Origin of the sequence: Oculatella sp. FACHB-28, assembly GCF_014696015.1 — a bacterium.
In the GTDB taxonomy this organism is placed as follows: Bacteria; Cyanobacteriota; Cyanobacteriia; order Elainellales; family Elainellaceae; genus JAAUTN01.
The window spans coordinates 19,050-44,487 of the sequence record NZ_JACJPJ010000066.1 but is presented as its reverse complement, the minus strand read 5'-3'; the positions used below and the strand labels follow the sequence as shown (position 1 = coordinate 44,487).

Sequence of the window (25,438 nt, the reverse complement as noted above, 5' to 3'; positions counted from 1 at the left end):
GAAATTTAGATGGATCTTAACAGTGTCAACTGGTTTGTGCTGTTAATTTAGGTATGTTTTGTTGGGGGCAGTAGACAGTACTACTTTCCATTCCCATCCTTCATCCCTCTAGTCATATACCCTGCCATCGGGCAACGTTGCGCCTCTCAAGTCTGCCCCCATCAGGTTGGCGCTGCTTAACTCTGCCCGGACCAGGTTGGCGTTAGTTAAATCAGCGTTCGTCAAATTAGCTCTGGCAAAGTAAGCATCAACCAGTTCTGCCTCCCGTAGATTGGCCCCCTGGAGGTTTGCCCGACTTAAATCAGCCCGAGTTAACCGAACTGCGATCAGCATTGCCTGCCTCAAGTCTGCTTTGATTAGCTTGATGTCCGGCATTACGGCTCCCTGGAAATTTACGCCTGCCAGGTCAGCTTCGGTCGCATCAGCTCGCTCTAGCTTAGCGTTTGCCAGGTTGGCTCGACGTAGATTTGCGCCCACCAGCTTTGCTTCGGTTAGGAATGCTCCTTTCAAGCTAGCTTCATCCAGATCGGCTTCGCTCAGATCGGCTCCCCGCAGTGTTGCTTCGCTTAAATTTGCACCCCGCAAATCAACTCTAGAGAGATTTGCGCCTGTCAGGTTTGCGCCGCGCAAGTCTGCCTTCCGCAAGTTTGCGCCACGCAGGTTGGTGCTGTAGCGGCGATTTTCTTCGCGCATGTTGGCTCCCCGCAGGCAGGCTCCGGTCAAGTTTGCGCCGCTCAAGTTGGTGTTGCGTAAATCTGCATCGATCAGGTTGGCATCCAGTAAATTCGCCAGGGTCAGGTCAGCACTACGGAGGTCGGCACTTTGCAGCATGGCTCCGTGCAGGTCGGCATCGCGTAACTTAGCCCCGATTAAGTCGGCTTGGCTCAGGTTGGCACCACTCAACCGGGTAGACAACAAGTTTGCCTTGCTTAAAGTGGCTCGATTGAGATAGGCAAAGACCAAAATTGCATTGTGTAAGTCTGCTTGGCTCAGGTCTACGCCGATTAAATCTGAACCTGATAGGTCTGCTCCAGATAGGTTTGCACCCACAAATTTTGTTTCACCAGTTGCATATCGACTGAGCAGTTCACTTGCATTCATGTCCGCAGTGTTCCGAGAACGGTTGAATCTGATTGGTTGGAATAAAAGATTTTTGGCTAAGCCTAATTCTTAAAGAGATCTTCAACTGCGGTTAAAAAGGCTTCATAAGCCTGTTGATGAGAGTTTTGTCGCTCTAGCGAACTGTCAAGAATGGTGCTAGGAATCACTGGTGAGTTTAGTCCAGGTTGGGGATAGTCTAATGGGTTAGATGGTTCAGCAACGGGTGCAGTTGGTGGATATCCCTGAATTGGGAGCTGGGGTGGGGAGTTGATTTGAGTTGTAGAAGTGGAACGGGGCGATCGCTCGACCATCTGAGTTGAGCTGGGTATCTGCATTTGCTGCAGACCAGCAGCATAAAAGGGTTTGGCAGCTCGGAGAATAGCACCTGCTGCTTGATGGTACTGATCAGGCTCCGCTAAAGCTTTAGCCGTATTTTCTAGCTTTACCTGCAGGTCATTCAAGCTGAGATGATTGAGGAACAGGTCACGCAAGAGGTCATCCAGAGTTTGTAACTTGAAGGCCGTCCAGCTTTCATCATTTTGGTCAAACTGATCATAAAGTGTGGAAAAGATCAGAACTTTGGCCCTGAGTGGATTGGTCTGTTTCATTAATTCCAGGCGCAGATCAAACCAGTCAAAAGAGCGCCTGATCTGCTCAAGCACCTGTGGATTGGAGTCGGGGTTAAATTTGGGAGCAGTCGTAAGCTTTGAGGGAAAGGTAGGAAGCTGGGGCAGATTGGTAATTTGAATAGGCTCTGGCTGGTCCATGCCATCGGGCAGAAGTTCGTTGTAGAGCGGCCCAAAGGTGACGACAATTTTGTTGGCGATTGGGGTGTACTTTGACTGGCGATTGAGCGTCTTAACGATGCTGTAGAGGACGTTTTTTAGCTCTTCTAACGTAGGTGCCAGTTCGTGAATGTGCTGAACTAAATTGAGGAAATCAATATTGTCTAGAATTGCTGGATTATTTTCCCAGTGGTTGCCGCTGGCGCAAAACAACAGCTTTTTGATACCTAGCTGCTCGCGATCGCGAGCTAACTCCCGTGCAATTTTGCGGTAATGGCTTTGGAGTGACACCTCTTGAGGCAGCGGCTCATAGTCGGGATAGGCTTTCCTCAGCGCGTTGGTGATGGCATTGGCGACTAGCGTATATTCTGCTTGCTTGTTTAAGGTTTTGACTACTCCGTTCAAGAAAAGCCTGAGTTGCTCCACCGTAGGGGCAGTGTCCAGCAGGCTTTCCAGTAAGTTTCGCAAGTCAAACTCATCTAGACGAGCTTGATTGCTCTCCCAGATATCCGTACAGGCATAGACGAGCAGCTTCTTAATTCGCGTCAGGTTTTGATCCTGCGCCAACTCCTGTAAGACTTCATTAAGGGAGCATGGGGTTGCCATTGTTTCCTCTAGAAAAAATGCACCAAAAGAATTTACTTGATCACTTTTTCCAACGTCAGACCGATTTTATCGGGAACTTTAGGTAGAATGCCAAGACCAGTCTGCGCCAAATCGAGCTACATTCGATTTAAAAACACTTTCTTTACACCATCTTTAAATAAGCTGCCCCAGATACTACTGAACCTGAGGATGAATTTGGGTGTAGAAGAGCTTAGAACATTTCTTTCGTACGGAACTTCTACAACAGTGATCCGACAAGTCGTTCAGAGAAGTCCGTTCGGACAAGTCTGTTTGGACAAGTCTATCGATGTGGGCAGGATGAGACAGCGCGAAACCTATTGCTCACCTAAGATTCGCTGGGTCACGCAGTCGCTTTGCCCAGCCTGTATGAAGTAATTTTGAGAGCTACCACGACGTATCATTCGTGGATAGCAGCGCTAACTGGTTCCCACTTCTAGCTCTAATTTCTAAAAGTCGTTTGTCAGCTTTGACTGAAGCCGGACACTCAACCCGTTCGCGATCGCACCCTTCTACCTACGTACACCCATTGTAGAGGTATTATAAGCTTCATTTTCATGACTACAGCTATATCTTTAGTGCAGTAGGATGAGGGCGGAAGTTGAAACCACCGGGGGGAAGAACTACGCGCTCTCTTAGAAGGTTAAGGATTTCTAGCTATTCCAACGGTCGCATTCTAGTGATGGCGATCGCCCTGCTGACCTTTCTGTCCTATGGGGTCCTGGTCGTTAGTCTAGTGACACAGCAGTTCATGGTTTCTACGTCCAGACTTTTAACCGATCCGTTTTTGCAGCTACCGACCGAAAACTCGGTGCAGGTAGTTTGGTTTACAGAATTTGAGGGCGATCGCCACCAAGTGGAGTATGGAGAAAATTTTGAGCAAACGGCGATCGCAGCCACCACTAAACTGAGCCGAGTCCGAGAAGATCAGAAATCTCGGGTCGGCGAACAAACCGAAGATGGACAGATTTACAACGCGCCAGTGATGCGAGAGATTTGGCGACACGAAGCTGAAATCACAGGGTTAACTCCCAACATTCGGGTGCCCTATCGGGTGAAGAGTACGGAGGGAATCGGAACCGTTAGCAGCGACGAGTTCACCCTTGCCGCCCGCCCCCAAGCAGGCACCCCGCTCAAAATTTTGCTGACTTCCGATCACCAGTTGATGCCACTCACGCCAACCAATCTGCAAAAGGTGGTAGAAACCGTCGGGCGAGTCGATGCGGTGTTTGCAGCGGGCGACCTGATTAATATTCCCGATCGCGCTTCAGAATGGTTTGACGACAACCGGGGTGGGGCATTTTTTCCTAGCCTCCAGGGACGCGCCAATCGGCAGCTAGATCAAGACGACCTAAAAATTTCCTCCAATGGCGGAGAAATCATTCAACATGCACCATTATTTACGGCGATCGGCAATCATGAGGTGATGGGTCGATTTTCGATGGAGTCTGACTTAAACGAGCAGTTCAACGATCCTTACCCTCAGCAGGCGGCTGAACAGCTTTATGCTCAAATCAAGACCCAAAATTCTGCTCAGAGCAATACTCAAAACGCGAAGCAGCTTGACCCTGAAGAGCAACAGACCCGCGAACTGTGGCTAAAAGACAACACGTTCAATACAGATATTTATCAAGAGATTTTTACCCTGCCAGAGAGTCAATCGGGTGGCGAAAAGTATTACGCTGTGAGCTTTGGTGATGTGCGGCTGGTGGTGCTATACGCCACTAATATTTGGCGCGTTCCCAGTCTGGAGCCAAATGCTAAAGGCAGATACCGGGAGCGGCAGGATGACCTGGATGACTCGACTCGCTGGGGCTATGGACAGCATATTTTTGAGGCGATCGCCCCAGGCAGCCCGCAATATACCTGGCTGGAGTCAGAGCTAAACAGCCCAGAATTTCAGCAAGCCAAATACAAAATCGTCATGTTTCATCACCCTCCTCATTCCCTGGGTGACAATATCGTTCCGGCTTACACCGATCCGGTGCAACTCATTGACCGCGATGTTGAGGGGCGCATTCAGTCTGTGCGCTATGAGTATCCCAAAGAGGCAGACTATCTGATTCGAGATGTGGTGCCGCTGCTGGAGCAGGCAGGCGTTCAGCTTGTATTTTACGGACACTCTCATTTGTGGAATCGTTTTGTCAGCGCCAGCGGCATGAATTTCCTGGAATCCTCTAACGTTGGCAACACCTACGGAGCCTACCAGGAAAAGCAGCGAGCAGTGCCTACTGGTTACCAGGAAGAATATGTCGCAACGGGTAATCCAAATAACCTTCAGCCCGTTGTTCCTAGCCTTGCTCCCCTACAGGGAGACAATGGTCAGTCCTTGCCCTACATTTCCAGCAATAACATCACCGTTTTTAGCATTCTGGATACGGAGACGGGAACTGTGGACAGCTACCGCTTTGATGCAAAACAACCAGAACAAGGGGTAACCAAGTTTGACGAATTTTCACTAACAGAAGGTCGAGAGTAAGGGTATCAGTCGCCAGTCATTTTCTATATAAAGCTGAATATTTTGGAGCGTGTCCTGCGTACGCAGGACACGCTCCAAAATATTCAGCCTTGAAGAGTCAGAATTACAACAATGGGCTAATACGATTTCGGTAAGCAGCATTGTCTAAGCCAGTGCCACTATTTGCCGTTGCTGGATCGATCGCCGCTTCTAGTGCCTCAATGCGAGCGTCCGTTGCGGGGTGAGTACTCAGGAAAGTCGGTACGGAGCCTTGCCCCATTAGTTTTTCCATGAACGCAACCATCCCACTGGGAGCATAGCCTGCTGATCGGAGCGTTTCTAGCCCGACGGCATCTGCTTCGAGTTCGTCTTGGCGGCTGTTAGGCCGGCTGATCGCGAGTTCTACGCCAATGTTGACGGCGGTGTTGCGGTCGAGTCCGGCAGCGCTTGCAACCCCAGAGGCGATCGCCCGCTGCCGCATTTGTTGAACCGCGTGTCGCTCTGAGATATGACCAATTTCATGGGCAATGACGCTGGCTAGTTGCGCCTCATTGTCTGCAGTTTTGATCAAACCTGTGGTGACGTAAACATAGCCACCCATCGTTGCAAAAGCATTCACCTGATCGTCACTCACGACCTGGAAAGTATAGGGAATATCAGGGCGTCCACTATTAGGGACTAATTGCTGCCCAATATCATCCACGTATTCATTAATGCTGCTGTTGGTGTAGCGTCTAAACTGTTGGCTAAGTAACTGCTGATTAATCTGTCCGCCTAACGTAACTTCCTGGTTATCAGACAGGCTAGAAAGCTGAATCACCTGAATTCCGCGAAAAATCAGATCGAGCCAGGGAATTGCTTGTCCAGGTTGGGGTGTACCGATGATGCATCCCAGTGATACGATGACCGAAATTAAGCCATAAAACCAGCGCCGACGAATTTGGTAGGAGAGGCGAGAAAGAAGCTGGGACATAACAGGTTTATGAAGCGAATGGTAGAAGGATTTACTAAAAAGTTCTAGAAAGCAAGGACGAAATCTTGGATACTTATGTTGCCATTCTAAAATTTCTGGTGGCATTCAATTTGGGCTTGAGGGGTTGAGTGATGCCCAGTTGTGATAGGCTGACCAGTGTTAAATCAGTGTTCTTGGGCTTTTAAGGCGATCGCCCCAAAGCAGAATGCTGTCATAAGTTTGAGATGCGTCTGATGGCTATTCTGGATTCTCAAGGTCGATTATTTGGCAAACTCAGCATCCTGGACATTGGAGCTGCTCTGATCATTCTGCTAGTTGTGGCAGGTATTTTTCTGTTTCCCGGCACGTCTGGCTCTGTAGCTCAGTTAGGCATTCCCACCAAGCCGATTGAGGTCGATGTGATGGTGCGAGGGTTGACGGTTGCTGACCCTGAGGGTCTGCTGGCAGATCTGGAGGAAGCCGGAGAAACCAGCATCATTATTCGGAATCAACCGTTTGGACGAGTCGACATAAAATCAATTCGGACTTTGCCCAGAACAGTTGCGACGCCTCAGCCTGATGGTTCCGTTACTGCGCTGGATGACCCCAGACCGGAGCTAGATTTTACAGTAGACATGCTGATGACGCTGGGTGGCGATGCCGAAATCACCAGTGATGGTCCGGTTTTAGGTAACAACAAGGTCAAAATTGGGGTGCCGATTGAGGTCGAAGGCCCAACCTACCGATTCAATACCTCTGTTGTGGGCGTGCGGGTGCTAGAGGAATAAGCTTACCAACAAGTTACCAACAAGGCGATGTGGCGATCAGGGTTGCGGCAGCTTCGTGACTGAGCGGTTCTGAGAAAAGGTAGCCCTGCCCGTATTCGCAATCCAGCGATCGCAACATTGCTAACTGTTCTTGAGTTTCAATGCCTTCAGCGATCACGGTCATGCCTAAGTTGTGGGCCAGCGTGACGATGGCACGAACGATTTCATTATTTTCCTCGTCTAGCCCAATGCGGCTGATAAAAGATTGGTCAACCTTGAGCGTGTCTGCTGGAAAGCGGTAAAGATGACTGAGCGAAGAATAGCCTGTACCAAAATCGTCGATGCCTAACCGTACATTCAGCGCTTTAATCTGCCCAAGGGTAGCGATCGCCGCTTCAATATCCTCCATCACCATGCTTTCTGTGATTTCTAACTTTAGAGTTTGAGCATCTAGCCCGGTTTCTGCCAGGACACATTCAACCTGGTTGATCAAATTGGGCTGAGCAAACTGCCTGCTAGAGAGATTAACGCTGATCACCATCGGTGGATCAGCCGGAAACTGCTGCTGCCAGGTTCGCAGTTGTTGACAGGCTTGCAGCATCGCCCAATAGCCAACTGAGGTAATCAAGCCGCTATCCTCAGCGATCGGGATGAATTCCGCTGGTGAGATCAGTCCGTGTTTAGGATGCTGCCACCGAGCTAGTGCTTCAAAGCCAGTAATCTTACCTGTTTGGAGCGACACCAGCGGCTGATAGTGTAGGCGCAGTTCTTGTCGCTCTACGGCTCGCCTCAAGTCGGTTTCGATTTGCAGCAGCGTCACGGCCTGTACTCGCATACTCGGCTGAAACAGGGCATAGCGTGCCCGTCCCAAACTTTTGGCGTGATACATTGCCGTTTGAGCATCGCGCAGCAGATCGTCAGACCAAACATAGCCTGTCGAGCTGAGCGCAATGCCAATGCTGGTCGTCAAACAAACTTCGTGCGCATCAATTTCAAACGGCAAGTTGAGCTGAACTTGCAGGTGATGTGCCGCCCAGCTTGCCTGATCGGTAGACTGCACCTCGCGCAGCAGGATAGCAAATTCATTACCTCCCACCCGTGCTAGCAAATCCTGGCAGCCGATGCCGGTTTTGAGCCGATCGGCAATTTTGACCAGCAGGCGATCGCCATTCTTAGAACCTAATTTCTTATTGACAGACTTAAACCGATCAAGATCCAAAAATAGGACCGCAAACCCATCTTGCTTGTACTGATTGGTTTGCCGAACGCTGCACTCTAGCTGCCGCATAAACAAGGCACGATTGGGCAAGCCCGTGAGGCGATCGCGAAATGCGGCATGGTGCGATCGCCAAGCTAGCAGAATTCCCCCTGCCACAATCAACCCCACGATTTGCGTCAGTAGAATGCCTTTTAGCAGCAACAAGACTAGCCCAACCCCAACTGAGATACCTAATAGGACAGGTTGCAGCGAAAAAACGGTAACGCCACTCAGGTTGCTCAGCGTTGAGCGGATTAAATTAGGAAATCCAGATAAGTTGGAAACCACAAAGATTTAGAATAAGCCAAAACTGTAAACTAACTTTTTCTTTTAATCGAAATGTAATGAAATGTGAATAAACATGCAAGACCTGGGTGAGCAAAAATTCTCCCTTCCTTTTTCCGTTCACCCTTCCGAACCCCTATACAATCTTGAAGTCCTGGCAAAATTAAAAGTATTGTTTCAGTGAGGCAGTTCGATTGAAAGTTGTGCCTGAGCAGCGTATTTCTATTTCCCTGTCGAGCGTGTTGCTCATTTTTGGGATCATCCCGCTGCTAATCGTACTGTGGCAACTGCGAAGCCTGATCGTGCTGTTGATGATCTCGGTTGTGCTGGCAGCGGCGATCGCCCCTGTAGTGGATTGGGCCGAGCGGTGGCGGATTCCTCGCTGGCTCACAGTTGTTTTGGTTTACCTCGCCCTGATTGGTGGACTGACTGGGGTCAGTCTCTTGATCGGCCCAACCGTCTTTACCCAGATCGAGCAACTGATCAGGCAGTTGCCCATCTACATCAACAACGTACTCGCTGTTGTAGAAGATCGGCTGTTTACCCTAAACAACACCCGTCCAGAACTGGTCAATCAGATTGAGCAGTTTCTCAATTTTCAGGGAATCACGGCCTGGGTGATCCGATCGAGTCAGCAGCTACTAATTCGGTCCTACAGTCTGACTACAGGGATCGTGGGTGGAGCTTTTAGCCTAATTCTGTCGATATTTGTCTCAGGCTACATGCTTTCCGATAGCCGCACCTTGATTAACAGTTTGACTCGCCTCCTGCCAAAGCCTTGGGATGAGCGACTGGCTGCACAGGTTGACCCCATTGCCTATCGAATCGGTAGCTATATCCGTGGGCGAGTACTAGTTTCAGCAATTTTAGGAGTGGTGATTACCACTAGCTTGAGCTTTCTTGGACTGTCGGATTTTGCGTTGGGTTTGGGGGCGATCGCCGGGGTCACCAACCTGATTCCTTTCCTTGGTCCAATTTTGGGTGCTGTCCCTGCTTTAGTTGTAGCCCTCTCCCAAGGCTGGTGGACATTGCTCTGGGTATTCCTGCTATTTGTAATCATTCAAAATGTCGAAACCTACGTGCTAGACCCGTTGCTAGTTGGCAGTTCAGTTGGAGTTCATCCGCTGTATCAACTGCTGGCAGTACTAGGTGGCACTCAGGTTTTGGGAATCATTGGCGCAATCATTGTGCCTCCCTGGGTCGCTGGAGCCGCCGTTTTGTTAGAAAATCTCTACCTGCAACCCAAACTTGCGGCTGAAAGGCAGGCGAGGATCAGCTCAGACAGTCCAACATCAGACAGTCCAACAACTGTTGCTTTAACAAAATAGAAGCTTATCTATTCTGGTTCAGCCAGGTCACCAAATCAGTCTCGTCAGAAAAATCGAGCAGCGCTTCCCCTAAATCCTCTACCCGCTGAATCGGAAGATTGCGAATTTGTGCTTCCAAATCAGGATTAAGCTGCCCTAAGCGGCGGTGAAGTTGACGCAGGATAACAGAGACTTCACCTTGCTGAATGCCCTGCTGAATGCCCTGCTGAATGCCTTGTTCCATCCAACTTGTAACGATCTCCATGACTTGCTCTCGCTCGGTTAGCCCCAGTTTATCAATCTCAGCCTGGAAAGTTTGTTCTTCGGCTGCGTTTAACTTTAGATAGGTATCGACAAATCCAGAAATCAACTGCATTCGAGCCGGATCAAGGCGCAAGGTTGCTAGTAAGCGCAATCATTCTGCCTTCACTTTGGGTCTATCCTTTGGAGCAATCTTCATTTTTGCCATTAGTGCAGCAGCAACGGGATTACGCTGTTGAAGGAAGTCTCGCCAGTTCAGGCGATTAAGCTGAATTGCAGCGTAGTTAAAATCGAGAATTTTGCGATCGGGAAACTGCACTTGATAACGGGACGGCTCTGCTCGCTGAGGTGCATCAAAGGAGAAAATTACGACTGGGTAAACCGGCAGCTGATATTTTTCGTGAAGCCGAGCGAAGTAGTGAAACATTCGTCTAGCAAACTCGGCTTGAGCTTTGGACTGATTTTCTAAGTGAATCAGGAAACAGGTTTCTTGTCCTTGAAATCGAACTTTTGCCAGCATGTCAACTTCTCGACGTTCCCCAGAAGTTAGGTCTGTGAAGATTTCCTGATTGAGAAATGTGGTGGAATTGGGTTCTAAATAAGCAAAAACTTCGGGTAAGAATAGCTGAATAAACTCGGCAAAAAAGGTAGAAAGCAATTCCTTAAACAGCCGATCGTGGTCAATCATGCTATTCCTTGATCCGGTCAATCGAAGCGGCTGATGGTCGAGCAGAATTTTGAACGGGAAAGAACTTCAGTGCCGAATTTGTGACGGATAGCTGCACGGATTGTCCTACAGAAAGCAGCATGGAGGTAGGCGTGCGGGCTTGAAGGACGCGGCCTGATGAGGTGTAGAGACGGTAGCTGTATTCTCGTCCCAGAAATTGGCGATCGCCCACTGTCACGTTCCCTTCTGCATCGGGATGCAGAATCAGGTCTTCCTGCCGAATCATCAGGTCGCCACTCATGTTTTCCAGTTCTGAAGGGCGATCGCAACTGCAAGCACAAGCAACACTGTCTGCATCAAAGTGACCAATTTCGGTTTGCCACCTTTGGTTGTGATATCGGGCAGGCACAAAATTAGCCTGAGTCACAAAGTCAGCCACAAAGCGCGAGGCAGGTTCCCGGTAGATTGCCTCGGGAGTGCCGATCTGTTCTAGGTGCCCTTGTCGCATCACAGCAACCTGGTCAGAAATAGAGAGGGCTTCTTCCTGGTCATGGGTGACAAAAATGCCAGAAGTGCCTGTTTTTTTGAGAATATCTCGGACTTCCTGGCGCAGATAAAGTCGCACTTGCACATCTAAGTTGCTCAGTGGTTCGTCGAGCAGCACCAGGGTTGGACGCGGGGCTAGGGCGCGGGCTAGGGCGACTCGCTGCTGTTGACCCCCAGAAAGCTCGTGGGGATAGCGGTTTTCCAGGCCCTGCAAGCCAACCAGGGCGATCGCCTCAATTGTTCGCTCTTGCCACAGTTTTTTGCTGTCTCGCTGCTTCAAGCCAAACGCAACATTCTCGGCAACGTTTAAGTGAGGAAATAGGGCAAAATCCTGAAAAACCATGCCAATCGAGCGATTTTCAGGCGCGATCCAGGTGCCATTTCCAGCGACGAGCCGTCCGGCTAGCTCAACCCGCCCGGTTTGGGGTGACTCAAACCCTGCAATCATCCGCAGTAGAGTCGTTTTGCCGCAGCCAGACGGACCCAACAGCCCCAACACATCTCCTTCCTGCAAAGTAAGCGTTATGTCATTGACCGCAGGCGCGGCAGCCCTGGAAAACTGCTTTGTGACGTTTTCGAGATGCAGGATGGCAGAGGGCAGCATAGAGGCGCAGTTTGAATTGTTCACCCTTCCCATCATTCATAACTCCGGCTCCGTAGTAAAGTAGGATTTGCCAGAAATTCTCATCAAGGGCGATCGCCTGGAGGGGTGGAGTGTCTTTATTATCTAGACGAGCTGAGCGCCGCGCTGTCGCGTTTCGGCTACCGCTGGGTGGTTGGACGCTGCTGGTTTGGGCGATCGCTTGCCTGATCTCGGTTCCGGTCATTTTTGTTGTAGGCAGCATTTTTACGCCTGCTGCGGATGTCTGGAGTCACCTTGCTTCAACCGTTTTGCCTCGCTATGTAATGAATTCGATCTGGTTGATGCTGGGTGTAGGCAGTGGCGTTTTGCTGATCGGAGTTGGAACGGCCTGGCTGGTGACGATGTGCCGCTTTCCGGGTAGCCGCTGGCTAGAATGGGCACTGTTGCTGCCTTTGGCGGCTCCAGCTTACATCCTGTCCTACACCTACACGGAACTACTGGAATTTTACGGGCCAGTGCAGCGATCGCTCAGAAGCCTGTTTGGGTGGCAGACAGTGAATGATTACTGGTTCCCAGACATTCGTTCAGTTTGGGGTGCGATCGTCATGCTGACGTTGGTGCTCTATCCCTATGTTTACCTGCTGGCACGGACTGCCTTCCTGGAGCAATCGGTTTGCACATTGGAAGCTAGCCGCAGTCTAGGTTGTAATCCCTGGCGCAGCTTCTTGAAAGTAGCTTTGCCATTGGCACGTCCGGCGATCGCCGCAGGAGTAGCTTTGACGCTAATGGAGACTCTGAGCGATTTTGGCACAGTGCAGTTTTTTGCGGTAGACACCTTCACCACGGGCATCTATCGCACCTGGTTTGGTATGGGCGAACGTCAGGCTGCTTCTCAGCTTGCGGCTTGTCTAATGCTGTTCATTTTGGGGTTAATTCTGCTAGAGCGCTGGTCACGCCGTCAGGTGCGCTACTACCAAAGTGGCAGTGTGCGGCAACCGCCAAACCGTTACATTTTGCGAGGAATTCGAGCCGCGATCGCCCAAATTGCTTGCCTGATACCCCTTTGTTTGGGTTTTGTCGTTCCAACTGCGCTCTTGTTGCATATGACTATCAAGAATGCAGATGTAACGATTACCGATCGCTTTTGGCAGTTTGCCAGCAACAGCTTTACTCTGGCGGGGCTGACAGCAGTTTTAGGTGTGGCGATCGCCCTGATTGTGGCTTACGGGGTGCGGCTGCGTCCCACTCCTGCAATGTCTCTAGCAGCCCGGATCGCAGCAATGGGTTATGCCATTCCCGGTTCAGTCATTGCTGTTGGTGTCCTAGTTCCGATCGGGCGATTAGACAATGCCCTGGATGCCTGGATGCGCTCGACGTTCAACATTTCTACCGGGCTGTTGCTCAGCGGCACGATCATTGCCCTGGTCTTTGCGTACCTGGTGCGCTTCCTGGCAATTTCGCTGGGCACCGTTGAGGCGAGTCTGGGCAGAATTAAACCCAACCTGGACGATGCGGCGCGATCGCTAGGGCACAACCCCACCAGCACATTGCTGCGCGTTCATGCACCGCTCTTGGGCAGCGGACTACTCACCGCCGCCATTCTCGTGTTTGTCGATGTCATGAAAGAGCTTCCGGCAACGCTGATTGTCCGCCCTTTCAACTTCGACACGCTGGCGGTGCAGGTCTATCGCCTAGCAGCAGACGAACGGCTAGCAGAAGCTTCTGCCCCAGCGCTAGCGATCATCTTGGTGGGAGTCTTGCCTGTGATTTTGCTGAGTCATCAGATTAATCGCAGTCGGGGCGATCGCCTCAACTGAAACTCAAATTTTTCATCGTTTAAGGGGTTGATTGAATATGAAATCCAAAATTTTAGTATTGAGTGGGGCGATCGCCCTTTGTCTATTGGCTTTCGGCTGTACTCGGGCAAAACCCGAACAACAGTTACTCGAAAATAAACAGTGCCCTGAATGTGATCTGCAAGGAGCCGAGCTAAGCCAGGCTGATTTGAGTCAGGCAGATTTAACCAAAGCAGTTCTAAACACGGCTGTCTTATCTGGCGCAGACCTGACTCTGGCAAACCTGAGCGGGGCCCTGCTCGACAGCGCCGACCTCAGCAACGCCAAGTTAAATGACGCAAACCTCAGCAGTGCAGGTTTATCAACTGCAAACTTGAGTGGGGCAGACTTGAGCGGCGCGAATCTCAGCAACGCCTTCTTAAGAAATGCCGACTTGAGCAATGCCAACCTCAGCGGAGCCGACTTGAGCAACGCTGACCTGAGCGGCGCAAATTTGCAGGATGCCAATTTGGAAGGCGCGACCTTTAAAGGAGCAATTATGCCGGATGGGAGTATTAGGGATTAGGGGTTGAGGTTGGGTTTGGGAAATTAGGTTGAGGGGTTGCGGCTCAATATCGTTTTGTGGCTGGCAATGCCTTGTAAGGGCAAACAGGCGATCGCTCCCCCAACTAAGGTGACTAATCTACAGCTGAACTACGTGAAGTCCGCTTATTTCCCTAACCTCCAATCCTTAACCCTTAACTCCCTTCTTGAAAGATTCAAATATGCTGCTAACAGAGTCATTTAAACTGAGTGTATAAATGATGCGCTAGACAAACTTTTTATAAACATGGTTCAGGCACCTTTGCCCGATAACGAAGCTGTCAGGGTCAAAGCATTGTGTCAACTGAATATTTTAGATACGGCACCTGAGCCTGCTTTTGATGATTTGGCTCGTTTGGCGGCTTACATTTGCCAAACCCCAGTTGCCCTAGTCAGCCTGGTGGATCGCGATCGCCTGTGGTTCAAGTCAAAAGTTGGCTTAGATACCTCAGAAATTCCCAGAGATGCGACGTTCTGCGCCCAGGCAATTCTCCAGACTGGACCGCTGGTGGTGAATGATGTGCAGCAAGATGAGCAGTTTGTCCATATTCCCTTAGCTCAGGCTGACCCAGCAGTGCGCTTTTATGCAGGGATGCCCCTGGTTACTGGCGAGGGGTATGGGTTAGGAACCTTGTGTGTGCTGGACTATGTACCCCGTCAGCTAGATTCTGCTCAGTTAGAGGCTTTGCAAGCGCTGGCAAGGCAAGTGATGGCTCAGTTAGAACTACGCCGCAGTCTGGCTGAGCTGACCGAAACCCAAACTCACAGCAGCGATATTTTGGAGAGCATTACGGATGCGTTTTTGGCGCTAGACGACGAGTGGCGCTTCACTTACATCAATCATCAAGCAGAAGTGCTGCTACACCGAAGCCGCACTGAGTTGTTGGGTCGATGTATTTGGGAAGAATTTTCTGATCTGGTTGATTCAGCCCTTTATCAAAAGTATCAGCAGGCTGTGGAAACTCAAACCAGCGTCGAGTTTGAAGAATTCTACCCGCCGCTGGAGACTTGGTTTTCAATTCATGCTTATCCTTCTAAACAGGGTTTATCTGTTTACTTTGAGGATATTAATGCGCGAAAACAGGCTGAGGCAGCATTGCGAAGTTCAGAAGAGCGGTATCGACTGCTGTTTGAGAACAATCCCCAGCCAATGTGGGTGTATGACCTGGAGACGCTTGCGTTCTTGGCAGTAAATCGGGCGGCGATCGCCCACTATGGCTACTCTCAGGAAGAATTCCTATCCATGACTCTGTGTGACATTCGCCCACCCGAAGACATTCCAGCACTGCTGCAAAACGTTGCAAACCTGACTTCTGGCATCGGACGGGCAGGACTTTGGCAACATCGCAAAAAAGACGGCAGCTTGATCGATGTGGAAATTACGGTTCACGACCTGGTTTTTGCCGAAAGGCGGGCTGCGTTGGTCTTGGTCGATGACGTCACCGATCGCCGTCGAGCAGAGCGATCGCTTCTAGAAACAACGCTACTTCAGCAAGCCATTCTGGATGGCGCAAACTACACGATTATTTCAACCGACCTTGATGGCACCATTCGCACCTTTAACCGAGCCGCAGAGCAACTGTTGGGCTACAGCGCAGACGAGGTGGTAGGGAAAACACCTTTGCTGATCCACGACCTTAAAGAGGTAGAGCAACGAGCCAGGGAACTGAGTGAGGAACTGGGGGAGACGATCGCCCCTGGTTTTGAATGCTTTGTCCACAAAATCCGATCGGGTGGAGTCGAGGAGCGAGAATGGACTTACATTCGCAAAGATGGTTCTCGCTTTCCAATCGTGCTTTCAGCCACAGCGCTACGTGACTCCGATGGAAACTTGACCGGCTTTTTGGGCATCGGCAGTGACATCAGCGATCGCAAGCAGGCAGCAGAAATGCTCCAGCTACAAAGTATGCGATCGCAGCTTTTTGCTGAAATTAGCCTGAAGATTCGCCGATCACTCCAACTTGGCGAAATCCTGCAAACAGCCGTTACCGAGGTACAAAAAATCTTTCAGTCCGATCGCGTATTGATATTTCGGCTTGACTCCGAAAGCAAGGGACAGGTGATTCAGGAGGCAGTTGCGCCAGGGTGGTCATCTACCCTAGATCTAAAAGTTCAAGATGATTGCTTTGGAGCAGACTATCTCAGAAAATATCGACAGGGACGCGTCTACACCGTCAACGACGTTGGTACGGCAAAGTTAGAACCCTGTTTGGTGCATTTTTTGGAATACCTTGACGTAAAGTCAAAGCTGGTAATGCCAATTTTGCTCAAGGATCAGTTTTGGGGTTTGTTGATTGTCCATCAGTGCGATCGCCCCCGCCAGTGGACACCCTCAGAAATTGAATTAACGCAGCAGTTGGCAGACCAGATCGGCATCGCTCTAGCTCAGTCTCAGATGCTAGAGCAAGCCAACCTTCAAAGCCAGGAGCTTGCTCGCTCTAATGCTGATTTGGAGCAGTTTGCCTACGTCGCCTCCCACGATTTGCAAGAGCCGTTGCGAATGGTTGCTAGCTATCTGCAACTGCTAGAGCGGCGCTATCGAGGGCAGCTTGACGACACGGCAGATGAGTTTATTAACTACGCCGTAGATGGTGCGATGCGAATGCAGACCTTGATCAATGACCTGCTCGACTATTCTCGCGTTGATAGTCGCGGCAAGTCCTTTGTGTTGACCCCCTGCTCTGCTATTTTGGATCGGGCGATCGCCAACCTTCAAACCACAATCAAAGTCGCTCACGCAAACGTCACCTGTGGACCTCTCCCCGAAATCATGGCAGATGCCACCCAACTGACCCAACTGTTTCAAAATTTGATTAGCAATGCCATCAAATTTTGCAGCAACCAACTACCTCAGATCCACATCAGCAGTCAGCGTCGTGCAGATGCATGGCTATTCTCCGTGCAAGACAACGGAATCGGGATAGACTCAGAATATGTTGATCGAATTTTCTTAATATTTCAACGATTGCACAGTCGTGGCGAGTATCCCGGCACTGGCATTGGGTTGGCAATTTGTAAAAAGATTATAGAGCGTCACGGTGGAAGCATCTGGGTTGAATCGCAGCCTGGACAAGGCTCAACCTTCTACTTCACTATTCCAGACAGGGGAGGGAACTCGGCATGAGCCATGCGATATCCGGTAGACCGATCGAAATCTTACTGGTTGAAGACAATCCTGGCGATGTTCGTCTGACACGAGAAGTGCTTCGAGATGGCAAAGTTAACAACCATCTCAACGTTGTCCAAGATGGCACCGAAGCGTTGGCATTTCTCTATCGCCAGGGCAACTATTCATCTGCTCCTCGTCCTGACTTAATTTTGCTAGACCTGAATCTGCCCAAAAAAGATGGGCGAGAGGTTTTGGTTACGATCAAGGAAGACAACAGTTTGAGGCGCATTCCGGTTGTGATTTTGACCACCTCTCAAGCTGAAGAAGATATCCTTAGAGCCTACAACCTGCACGGCAACTGCTACATCACCAAACCTGTTGACCTGGATCAATTCATCCGGATTGTGAAATCTATTGAGGAATTTTGGCTAACCATCGTAAAACTGCCGATGGAGTAGGGGTAGATGGTTGATCAGCGACTCAAAGTCTTGTTAGTCGAAGATAACTCCGGCGACGCTCGTTTGCTGCAAGAAAGTTTGGCAGAGATATTGGCTCCTGTCACCCTGGTGCATGTAGAACTCTTGAGTGAGGGAGTGCAGCAGATGCAGCAAGAGGACTTTGATGTAGTTTTGCTTGACCTATCTTTGCCGGATAGCCAAGGTTTAGATACGTTGCTCCAGGCTCAAGCGCGTGGCTCAACTGCCCCAATTATTGTGTTGACTGGGCTAGACGATACAGAGCTAGCGGTACGAGCGGTGCAGGATGGCGCTCAAGATTACTTGGTCAAAGGTCAGGTGACGGGCGACCTGCTGGTACGCTCGATGCGCTACGCGATCGAACGCAAACGGTCAGCAATGGCTTTGCAAATGGCTGCGACTGAGAATCTATTGCAGGCTCAGGCGATCGCCTCCGCCTCAGACGGCATCCTGATCTGTGACCCGAACCAGCCCGATGATCCAGTCGTTTACACCAACCCTGCCTTTTCTCGAATTACGGGCTACCAGCCAGAGGAGGTGCTAGGGCGAAACTGTCGGTTTCTCCAGGGTCCAGCCACAGATCGGGAAACTGTTGCCCAAATTCGGGAAGGCATCAACGCCCAGCGAGAAGTTAAAGTCACACTGCTTAACTATCGCAAAGACGGACAGCCCTTTTGGAATGAGCTAAAAATCTCGCCCGTCTTTTCTGCTCAGGGCAAACTGCTTTACTTTGTTGGCATTCAGACGGACGTAACCGACCGTAAACGCGCCGAGCAAAAAATTCAAGAACAGGCTGCCCTGATCAACATTGCCACAGACGCAATTTTAGTCAAAGACCTGGGCACTCGAATTCTGTTTTGGAATCACGGTGCAGAGCGGCTCTACGGTTGGACTGCCGCAGAAGCCCTGGGAAAACCTGCCAGTCAGCTTTTGTACGCCGAGCCATCTCCTCAGTATTTAGAAGCCCAAGCGAGCTTACTGGCGAATGGTGAATGGCAAGGTGAACTGCGACAACTCACAAAAGACCGCCGCCAGATTATTGTCGAAAGTCGCTGGACGCTGGTTCGAGACGAACACGACGTGCCGAAATCGATTTTGATCGTCGGCACAGACATAACTGAAAAAAAGAGCCTGGAAACGCAGTTCTTAAGGGCACAGCGGATGGAAAGCATTGGCACGCTAGCAGGTGGGATTGCCCACGACCTGAACAATATGCTGGCTCCAATCTTAATGGCTGTGCAACTGCTTGAGACCAGAGTTCGTGAAGACGACGAGCAGGCCAAGCAATGGCTCGAAACCCTGGAAACCAGTGCTCGACGGGGAGCTGATTTGGTTAGGCAAGTTCTCTCATTCGCTAGAGGCATTGAAGGAGAACGCACGATGCTCCAAATTGGTCATCTAGTCAAAGAGATTGAGAAAATTGCTAAAGAAACTTTTCCCAAATCTGTTGAAATTTGGACGGATATTCCCATCTGGGACTTGTGGGTAGTATCAGGAGACGCAACGCATCTGCATCAAGTACTCATGAATCTCTGTGTGAATGCCCGTGATGCCATGCCCGATGGCGGTAGGCTCAGCATCGTAGTTGAAAATCTGGTCGTGGATGAAAACTATGCCCGCATGAACATTCATGCGCAGGTCGGACCTTATGTGGCCGTGACCGTTTCAGACACGGGGGTAGGGATTCCGCCTGCTGTTTTAGATCGAATCTTTGAACCTTTCTTCACTACAAAAGAGGTGGGCAAAGGGACTGGGCTGGGCCTATCCACAGTCATCGGCATTGTCAAAGACCACGGTGGCTTTGTCAATGTCTATAGTGAAGTGGGTAAGGGCACCCGATTTAAGGTTTACCTGCCTGCAACTGAGACAACGTTGTCCCAAACGGCGGAAGAAAGTAATCGCCATCTACCCGGAGGAAATGGCGAGTTGGTGTTAGTCGTTGATGATGAAGCGGCGATTTGTGAAATCACGAAAGCGACCCTGGAAGCGTATCGCTACGAAGTGATGACTGCGAATGATGGAATTGAGGCGATCGCCCTTTATGCCCAGCATCGGGACAAGATTCGGGTGGTGTTGGTAGACATGATGATGCCATCAATGGACGGCTTCACAACAATTCGCACGCTACACAAAATTGACCCCCAGGTTAATGTCATCGCCGTTAGCGGACTGAACTCTAATCAGCAGTCTGCAATGCTTTCCGGCGTTGGAGTCAAAGCATTTTTAGCAAAACCCTACACGGCTGAAAAACTACTCAAAATCCTGCGCGACGTTCTACCCTAAAAAACTCAAAACTTAGAACCTAACGGTTTTACTGATGAAAAGCATTCTACCGCTGTCCGTTTTAATATCTGGAATACTTTTGCTAGGTCTGGGAAGCTGTTCTCAGATTGAGCCAGGGGGCGATCGCCCCAACCCCAACCCTAGTACTTCCATTCAAGCCAGCTCTGAGTCTCCATCGGATGCAGCACTTGTTTCTCCCACTGCTGTATCCGAAGTCTCAACCAATAGCCAAGCTAATAATCAGGCTGATACTCGGGTAAATTATCAAGCTGATGGTCAACCCGCCAACCAGACCGAGGCTCAAACCAACAGTGCTGCAACTCCTGAACCTGTTGCAACAGTCAGCGCTAAGCTTTACACGGCGGATAGTGAATGTGAAAGCTTTGTCTCAGAAGATATTCAACTGCCAGCCGACCAGCCCGTCACCGCAGCCGTAAGTAAGGTTTTGCAGGCGCAAACCAGTAGTGACTTTGATTTGTCTGGTTTTCGGGTCAGTGTTGATAAGGGCGTAGCAACGGTTGATTTGCGTCTGGTGCCCGGTTCTCCTCGTAGAATTACTTCGCTCTCAACCTGCGAACAATTTGCTTTATTTGGCGGCTTGCGAGAAACCCTAACCCGCAATACTCAATGGCAAATTAAATCGGTCCGGTTCCTGGAAAGAGGTGTGGCGATCGCCCGTTAGACCCAGCCTATGAGTTGTAATTAAGCGTTAAAGAATTAAGCCTTGAAAACGCAATTTATCGTGTTCGCCCAAGTCTATCCAAAGAGTGTTTGAAAAATTATTAAATACATTTTGTAAGAGCAAAGCAGTCAATAGATAGACCCCAAAACGGAGCAAGGATATTTGCTTGAAGGCTATATCCCTAAACAGGTTTGGGGTAAATTGACCTTCTTAAACCTCACTTTAAGAAGTGTAAAAGTCTCTCTTTAGACAGACAACATTTTGATTTAGAAGTGTCAGAAACATCCGACTCTCGGTAGTGTGTACTTCACTACTAAAAACCTTAAAGTAAGTCATCTCAAGTTAAGTAATGCTTTCAAGAAACTGGGGGCAGCGTGATTTGAGCCGGCTTAAAGCGGTAAGTACTACATTTCTTTGGAGAATTAACTCATGACTAATCAAGATTTTAATCGGGCTGGCGATCGCTCCGTTGACGTGGACAACTACGACAGAGGTATTACCCCGGCTGAAACTGGCGCACGCAAAGATCGCGAAGGTGAAGGCTACAAGCAGCCTACCAGTGATCCTGAGGCTGCTGGCAGAGGCAGTATTGATACCACAGGAGGCTACACGGTCGATAAGGAAGGTCTGGCAAACAACTATGCGATCGAGCCTGAGATGTACGTTAACGAACCTGGCGACCTGAGACAAGAAGAAGAAGCAAATGCCGCAGAGCGAGCAGAAGAAGTCCGTGAAGTGAATGAAAACGACGAGACCGGCAAACTGACGATGGACAAAGATACTCGCGGCAAGGGAACTGGCTTGATCTAAAATCAATGAGCTTTTCGGGCGCTTAACGCCCGAAAAGCTTATCCTTGTCTAATACTTGTACGGTCTAATACTCATACGGATTCTCTGGTTCCTCAATTTCCTCTAGCTCACTTGCCTGAATGGTAAGGTGACGCTGCCCATCAAGGGTTTCAGTGATCATCGAACCTTTAACGCGCAGCCAGGTGTCCTGCGGGTAGGTGGAACGGCTACCTTCAAGCTTCACAGGCAACCCAACCGGATAGGTGTCGGCTGCACAGCAGGTAATCACAAACCGGGAAATCATCAGATAGTTGTTGGGCAGTTCGGGTGGATGAATCACAAAGCCTTCGACATTGGCTTGCTGTCCGGTGTAGGCATCAGGTTCGGGATACACATCCAGGGTGCGAATCCAGTCAATTACCGATCGCTCCTCCGGACTGGTGGTCGAGCGAAAAGACTGAGGCTGCGATCGCGTCATCGCCAGCGTATCCGTCACACCTCGATTAAGCGCCACTTCACTGGCGAACGGCTGAGGCGTAAACTGTAGCCCAAACACTGCCACCGCTAACAGCATCGCACTGCTCCATCCCCTTGGAAACAGCGAAAAGTGCTGCATCGTGGGCAAGCTTCTAAAATGATTGCGGGCACTGCGCTGAGTCGTAATTTGTAGAAGCTGCACCGCCTTGATCAAGCTCAGCGCCAGCAAGCAAATCCCAGCGGTGTTTGCCAGCCACATGTAGTTCGGGTGCAGCAAAACGTTGAGCTTACCAGTCAGCCAGTATTTCAGCAGCAAAACGCCCCAAGTGGCAATCGCCAAAATATCCAGGACAACCAGCCAGAAAGCACTGCCAAGCCGTCGAGGTTGGGGTTGAGCGATCGGTTTAGGTCTAACAGTCATGCAGTTTCCAAAACACGCAGTGTACAGGTTTAGGGGCTAGAGACTAGAGATTAGAGAGGTTAGAGGTTTTGTGAGCTTCATCCTTCATCCCTCTCTTTCCTAGCTGACATACAAATTGATGATCAGGGTTAGCAAAAATGTCAACTGTGCCGCCAGCGCAAATAGATAGACGATCGCTCTCCCCCGGAACACCGATAGCAATAGCCCAATGTTTTTCACATCAATCATGGGACCAAAGACTAGAAATGCTAGCAAAGAGCCACTGGTAAACGTCGAAGCAAATGATAGAGCAAAAAAGGAATCAACCGTTGAGCAGATTGATACGACCCACGCCAACAGCATCATCGCCAAAATCGACGTAATCGGCCCCTGCCCCAAGCTGAGAATGACTTCACGAGGAATCGCTACCTGAACGATCGCAGCGATCGCACTTCCCAAGATCAATACGCCGCCCAGTTCGCGCAATTCCTGCACCACGTTGTCTAGCATGAGCTGGAGGCGATCGCTCAATGGCTTTGTCGTCACTGAGCTAGCTGCCAAAGCCGCCTGCGCCCCGACTGCTTCCATTCGCATTGGCTGTCCTGAGGAGTTAAGTAGGAATGTGCCAGATTGCAATAGCTCCGAGGCAGGTTCCGCAGATTGGGCAAATTTAGACCGACGCGATCGCCTTCCTTGGGGTGCAGGCATCGACTGAGCCACCGCTGGTTGCAAAAGCGGTCGCAAATCTGCCTGCGAACTAAACACCCAGCCGATGATCGTCGCAATCAGCAGCGAAAACCCAATTCTCAAAAACACAATTTCCGGTTGACCACGAAACGCCGTCCAGGTTGCCCAAAACACAATCGGATTCACTGTCGGCGCTGCCAGCAAAAAACCAATCGCCACCGAAGCAGGCGCACCCTGTACAATGAGTCGCCGCGCCACGGGCACGTTACCGCACTCGCACACTGGAAATAGAAACCCAACCATGCTACCTGCCAGCGCTCCCAGCAGTGGATTTTTTGGCATCATCGCCACCAGCTTGCGCTCATCCACAAACAGCAGCAACGCGCTGGAAAACACCACGCCTATCAATAGAAACGGGATTGCTTCAACCAGCAGGCTAAAAAACAGGGTCAGGGCATTATTCAACTGAGTCATTCAGTCCGCTCACTCCTCGGTGTCTTCACCCGTCAGCGATCCCCGTTAAGGGTACAGACAGCCATTGTACCGGATCGGTATAGACACCTTCGCCTTTTCCCTCTCGCAGTCAGGATAACCTGGACAAAATCACCTCAATTTGCAGCTTCAATTTTGAATTACATATCAAAAAATTCCGTAGCTCAATCGCTTGACGACAAGCCATTCCTCCAGATATGCTCTCACGTTAAGGTTGTCTTTTTTACCCAAAAGCAGCCCTGCTACACCCAAAGATCTAGCGCCGCTCAGAGCTGTTACCAGCAGCAATGAGCGACTGACCCCCAAACTGAGGTACCAGTCTGGCGGCTAATGGTGAATTTTAACACTCCCTTAGCCACCCCGACTTGTCATGTCAAAAAAGCCGTTGCTAACCCTTTAGGACATGAAAGTGAAAGTATCACTTTTAGTTCTCTCACTGGTTTTGTACAACGTGTGAATGAGTGCGGGGTGGCTAGGTTTTTGGGGTTTCCTCAAAAACCAAAAGGAGTCACAACTCATGTCTCAATGTTTCTTGGAATCTCCCAACGCACCCACCGTTGAGAGAGAAGTTTCTGCACTTCACAACCCTGACCGCGATCGCCTGCGAGTTCTCATCATCGGCTCTCGTGATGGTGTGATTGAAACGATTCACGACTTATATCATCGCGGTTTTGCTGAAGTGAGTGCCTGGAGTCCCCTTTTACCTGCACCGAGTTCTGGTGAAGTGATGAGTATCTTGACTGGCGATCGCAGACGAGGAGGCTAGGAGAAGAGGGGCGATCGTTTGAGGAGGAGCGATCGCCCTCTAAACAAATCTTTAGAATGCTCGGTTATTATCTCCGTTTATTTTGAGAATCAAGGCAACATATTTGAATTGAATCTTTAAGAGGAATATTTTGTGAGTTTGTAAGACCATCACACCTACGCATCAGCTTATGGTAAATTCCTTACTTTCCTCATCTCTCTCCAATTGAGGAACTAAAATCGCTATGGGGATACCCAAAAAGACAAGTGGGCTTAAGAAAAAGATCGCAAAAAAGTCAGCTGGAGCAACTTTTTGGGAAATAACATTTAAGTATATCTCACCTAACACTATATGCACGCAAAGAACCCGTGTAAAAGTCCACATTTCTGTTCTGAGGTTTGTATCATGAGGAACAGTTTTTTGGAGAAAATTCAAGAGCGGGAAAGAAATAATAAAAAGACCTAATACCAAGCCACCACTCCACGCACTGTTTACCCAAAATTCTCTCATCAATAGTGTTCGCTCATATATTTCCTGTGTGTAAAAGGTGAAACATATAACTTGTGTTCCAATTAACGTAATTCTGTAGTCTAATTTATTCCATATCTTTTTCTTGAATTCAGATTCACTATTAAGCCACTCTATAGTCAATCTATATACTGTGTAGATAAGCACACATATCAAAATGCAAGGTATTGCAGATAAATTTTTCAGCATGACTGCTGCGAACCCAAATTTAATTGCTGCTTCTTGAATGGCATCGACACCAAGGAAAATGCATACTAGCAATAGGACGTTGACTAGAATTACCTGATTCCTTGCATCATTGTATGGGGTAGACATCAACCAAAACCTTGCATTTGTAGGTATACGGAAGACAATAGGGCAAACACCCCTATTCTATCTGTCGATAAAATTTTGTCATGATAGGCTTGTTGAATTCCAAAACTTTCGTGCAGAGAGATCACATTTTGCTGGTTAGTGCGATCGCTATGGCTGTAGGGTGCGTTCCTAATGTAAATCCTACTGCTCTACCGATAGATTTTTGGGAACGTACCACACCTAGTAAATTCCTCGAAGTAAGTGATCTCAAGCTAACAGTGCTCATGCACACCAACTGCCGAAAAAACGATGGTTTGATGCAGATTGTATCTGCTACAGGTGATGGGCGATATTGTCCAATTTAATTTCATGTTTAAGCCGAGTATTCATGTGAAGTTATTTATGATCATTGGTGATCGCCCTTTCCCACCTGCCCCTGCATCCTCACCAAACCAAACATAGAGGCAAAAGCATAGGAGGGGCGATCGCACTTCATCCCCGTAA

The 25,438-nt window shown here is 49.6% G+C and carries 19 protein-coding genes and 1 pseudogene; 11 read left to right on the top strand and 9 right to left on the bottom strand.

The features are described from left to right. Positions 1–108: 108 nt before the first annotated feature. A complete protein-coding gene (locus H6F88_RS14310) occupies positions 109–1,101 on the bottom strand; it encodes a pentapeptide repeat-containing protein (protein WP_190643425.1) in 993 nt (330 codons plus the stop codon). A gap of 62 nt (positions 1,102–1,163) precedes the next feature. After that, positions 1,164–2,492: a hypothetical protein gene (locus tag H6F88_RS14305; RefSeq protein ID WP_190643424.1), complete on the bottom strand. Its 1,329-nt coding sequence runs from the start codon at positions 2,490–2,492 to the stop codon at positions 1,164–1,166. A gap of 769 nt (positions 2,493–3,261) precedes the next feature. Here H6F88_RS14305 and H6F88_RS14300 point away from each other — a divergent pair. Beyond that, positions 3,262–4,989 carry a fibronectin type III domain-containing protein gene (locus H6F88_RS14300; RefSeq protein WP_190643512.1) on the top strand — a complete coding sequence of 576 codons (1,728 nt, stop codon included), beginning with the start codon at positions 3,262–3,264 and terminating at the stop codon, positions 4,987–4,989. Between the two features lie 103 nt (positions 4,990–5,092). On the opposite strand, the gene H6F88_RS14295 is transcribed toward H6F88_RS14300, so the two are convergent. Next, positions 5,093–5,941: a M48 family metallopeptidase gene (locus H6F88_RS14295; protein WP_190643423.1), complete on the bottom strand. Its 849-nt coding sequence runs from the start codon at positions 5,939–5,941 to the stop codon at positions 5,093–5,095. 233 nt (positions 5,942–6,174) lie between these two features. On the opposite strand from H6F88_RS14295, the gene H6F88_RS14290 reads away from it, so the two are divergent. After that, positions 6,175–6,708, top strand: a complete 534-nt coding sequence (locus tag H6F88_RS14290; RefSeq protein ID WP_190643422.1) for a DUF4330 domain-containing protein — start codon at positions 6,175–6,177, stop codon at positions 6,706–6,708. Between the two features lie 13 nt (positions 6,709–6,721). On the opposite strand, the gene H6F88_RS14285 is transcribed toward H6F88_RS14290, so the two are convergent. Then, positions 6,722–8,233: a bifunctional diguanylate cyclase/phosphodiesterase gene (locus H6F88_RS14285; RefSeq protein WP_190643421.1), complete on the bottom strand. Its 1,512-nt coding sequence runs from the start codon at positions 8,231–8,233 to the stop codon at positions 6,722–6,724. A 200-nt stretch (positions 8,234–8,433) separates the two neighbouring features. Here H6F88_RS14285 and H6F88_RS14280 point away from each other — a divergent pair, with 200 nt between their 5' ends. Next, positions 8,434–9,558, top strand: a complete 1,125-nt coding sequence (locus H6F88_RS14280; RefSeq protein ID WP_190643511.1) for an AI-2E family transporter — start codon at positions 8,434–8,436, stop codon at positions 9,556–9,558. Between the two features lie 4 nt (positions 9,559–9,562). Here H6F88_RS14280 and H6F88_RS34470 read toward each other — a convergent pair. Next, a pseudogene (locus H6F88_RS34470) lies at positions 9,563–10,486 on the bottom strand (DUF4351 domain-containing protein). A 1-nt stretch (position 10,487) separates the two neighbouring features. Further along, positions 10,488–11,615, bottom strand: coding sequence for an ABC transporter ATP-binding protein (locus tag H6F88_RS14270; RefSeq protein WP_190643510.1), 1,128 nt, complete (start codon positions 11,613–11,615; stop codon positions 10,488–10,490). 110 nt (positions 11,616–11,725) lie between these two features. On the opposite strand from H6F88_RS14270, the gene H6F88_RS14265 reads away from it, so the two are divergent. The 7 genes from H6F88_RS14265 (at position 11,726) to H6F88_RS14235 (ending at position 21,332) form a co-directional block, all read left to right on the top strand. Next, entirely contained in the window at positions 11,726–13,411 is a 1,686-nt protein-coding gene (locus H6F88_RS14265) for an iron ABC transporter permease (RefSeq protein ID WP_347277701.1), read from the top strand. A 37-nt stretch (positions 13,412–13,448) separates the two neighbouring features. Continuing rightward, on the top strand, positions 13,449–13,955 hold the full coding sequence (locus H6F88_RS14260) for a pentapeptide repeat-containing protein (protein ID WP_190643420.1): 507 nt from the start codon (positions 13,449–13,451) through the stop codon (positions 13,953–13,955). 264 nt (positions 13,956–14,219) lie between these two features. Then, the gene (locus H6F88_RS14255) at positions 14,220–17,096 is read left to right on the top strand and encodes a PAS domain S-box protein (RefSeq protein WP_190643419.1); all 2,877 of its coding nucleotides are present in this window, start codon (positions 14,220–14,222) and stop codon (positions 17,094–17,096) included. Continuing rightward, entirely contained in the window at positions 17,093–17,539 is a 447-nt protein-coding gene (locus tag H6F88_RS14250; RefSeq protein WP_190643418.1) for a response regulator, read from the top strand. The genes H6F88_RS14255 and H6F88_RS14250 overlap by 4 nt, the downstream gene beginning before the upstream one ends. Positions 17,540–17,545: 6 nt before the next feature. Beyond that, complete coding sequence (locus H6F88_RS14245) at positions 17,546–19,840, top strand: response regulator (protein ID WP_190643417.1); 2,295 nt, start codon at positions 17,546–17,548, stop codon at positions 19,838–19,840. Between the two features lie 34 nt (positions 19,841–19,874). Continuing rightward, positions 19,875–20,522, top strand: a complete 648-nt coding sequence (locus H6F88_RS14240) for a sporulation/spore germination protein (protein WP_190643416.1) — start codon at positions 19,875–19,877, stop codon at positions 20,520–20,522. A 429-nt stretch (positions 20,523–20,951) separates the two neighbouring features. Next, positions 20,952–21,332 (top strand): hypothetical protein, encoded by a 381-nt coding sequence (locus H6F88_RS14235; protein ID WP_190643415.1) that lies wholly within the window; start codon positions 20,952–20,954, stop codon positions 21,330–21,332. A gap of 64 nt (positions 21,333–21,396) precedes the next feature. On the opposite strand, the gene H6F88_RS14230 is transcribed toward H6F88_RS14235, so the two are convergent. Further along, positions 21,397–22,209: a TIGR03943 family protein gene (locus H6F88_RS14230; protein WP_190643414.1), complete on the bottom strand. Its 813-nt coding sequence runs from the start codon at positions 22,207–22,209 to the stop codon at positions 21,397–21,399. Positions 22,210–22,308: 99 nt separating this feature from the next. Next, entirely contained in the window at positions 22,309–23,349 is a 1,041-nt protein-coding gene (locus H6F88_RS14225; protein ID WP_190643413.1) for a permease, read from the bottom strand. Between the two features lie 535 nt (positions 23,350–23,884). Between H6F88_RS14225 and H6F88_RS14220 the strand changes: the two genes are divergently transcribed. Then, on the top strand, positions 23,885–24,133 hold the full coding sequence (locus H6F88_RS14220; RefSeq protein WP_190643412.1) for a hypothetical protein: 249 nt from the start codon (positions 23,885–23,887) through the stop codon (positions 24,131–24,133). 162 nt (positions 24,134–24,295) lie between these two features. Here the strand turns inward: H6F88_RS14220 and H6F88_RS14215 are convergent, their stop codons facing one another. After that, positions 24,296–24,955 carry a hypothetical protein gene (locus H6F88_RS14215; protein ID WP_190643411.1) on the bottom strand — a complete coding sequence of 220 codons (660 nt, stop codon included), beginning with the start codon at positions 24,953–24,955 and terminating at the stop codon, positions 24,296–24,298. Positions 24,956–25,438: the final 483 nt, after the last annotated feature.